We start from the raw sequence: 1,390 nt of genomic DNA, 5'->3' as shown, positions 1-1,390 counted from the left end.
TGTGATGTATCTGGACATGGGTGACAGTTCTGTATCAGGACATCGGTAACACTTCCTGTATCAGGACATCGGTGACAGTTAGATAGTTTTCGGTCGCCGTCCGCGCGGTCTGCCGGAGCTGACGTATTTGGTGCCGGGCTTGGGCCAGCGGTGTTCCATGATCTCGGTGCCTTCGTCGTCGAAGACGAGGAGGTGGTCGGTGGTCTCGACGAGATAGACGGTCTGGCCGGCGAGGGCGCGGCTGATGTGGAATCGGGTTTGTCGGACTTGGACGATGCCGTTCCGGGCGACCGTGGTGCGGCGGATTCCGTCCCAGCCGACCGGTCGCTGTTGATTCCTCGGCCGGGGCGGGTCGGTCTTGGGTGTGGCTTCCCAGGCTTGCCGGGGTGTGATCCTGCCGGGCAGGGCTTGATGCGGGCGCTCCGTGTTGTAGATCTCGTCGAACCGGTCGACCTGGGCTTGGAGTTCATCGAGGGTCGCCGCGATGGGTTGCTTATCGAGCCAGCGGAACAGGGTCTGGTGGAAGCGTTCGTTCTTGCCCTGGGTGGTGGGTTTGTAGGGTTTCCCCGTGATCGCCTCGACGCCCAGCGAAGTGACATAGGTGACGAGCTGTCCGATGACACCGCGCCGAGAGGGGTTCAGTGCGGCCCCGTTATCGCTGAGGAGTCGCTGCGGGACGCCGTGGGCCGTGATGCCTTTCTTCACCACGGTCAGGGCGCCCTCGGAAGTTTCTCCCCACGCGACGTGGGAGGCGACCGCGAAACGGGAGTGGTCATCGATGAGTTGAAAGATCACGCATTTCCGGCCACCGGTGAGGACGTATTCGGTCGCGTCCAGCTGCCAGCACGCGTTCGGGGCCGGATAGACGAACCGTCGGAACGAGGCCCGCGGTTTCTTCCGAGGCTCGACGCGGGCGACACCGGCATCGCGAAAGATCCTGGCCAGCGACGCCGTCGAGGGCACCGGGGTCATCCCCAGCGACCGCATCTTCTCGTGGACGCTGATCGGCCCATAGTCCAGACCCGATCCCTCCAACACGGCCCGGACTCCGATCGCCTGCTTCTTCACGTCCTCGGCCATCTGGTTCGGACTCGACCGCGGCCGTCGGGAGCGCGGCTCGAGGGCCGCGGCCTGGCCCTCCTCGAGAGCACGCTTCTTGATCGCGTAAAAGGTCTTCCGGGAGATTCCGTGCTCAGCACAGAACGTACTCACGGCGCCTCGCGGAGCATCAGGCGGCCACTGAGTTATAGCGAGACGGACACGGGGATCAACAGGTTCGACACGAGTCATCCCTCAAATGTGTACGCGGGAGAAGTGTCACCACCAAACACGCCCGAATGGTCACCGATCTATTGATGCAGAACTGTCACCGATGTCCTGAGACATAACA

1 pseudogene is annotated in these 1,390 nt (G+C 62.9%); it reads right to left on the bottom strand.

The features are described 5' to 3' along the window. Positions 1 to 348 precede the first annotated feature (348 nt). Positions 349 to 1,290, bottom strand: a pseudogene (locus tag E3O46_RS18130) (integrase core domain-containing protein); the annotation flags it as partial. Positions 1,291 to 1,390: the final 100 nt, after the last annotated feature.

The sequence above is a fragment of the Cryobacterium glucosi genome (genome assembly GCF_004402235.1).
Lineage (GTDB): Bacteria > Actinomycetota > Actinomycetes > Actinomycetales > Microbacteriaceae > Cryobacterium > Cryobacterium glucosi.
This window is presented reverse-complemented; position numbering and strand designations above follow the sequence as displayed.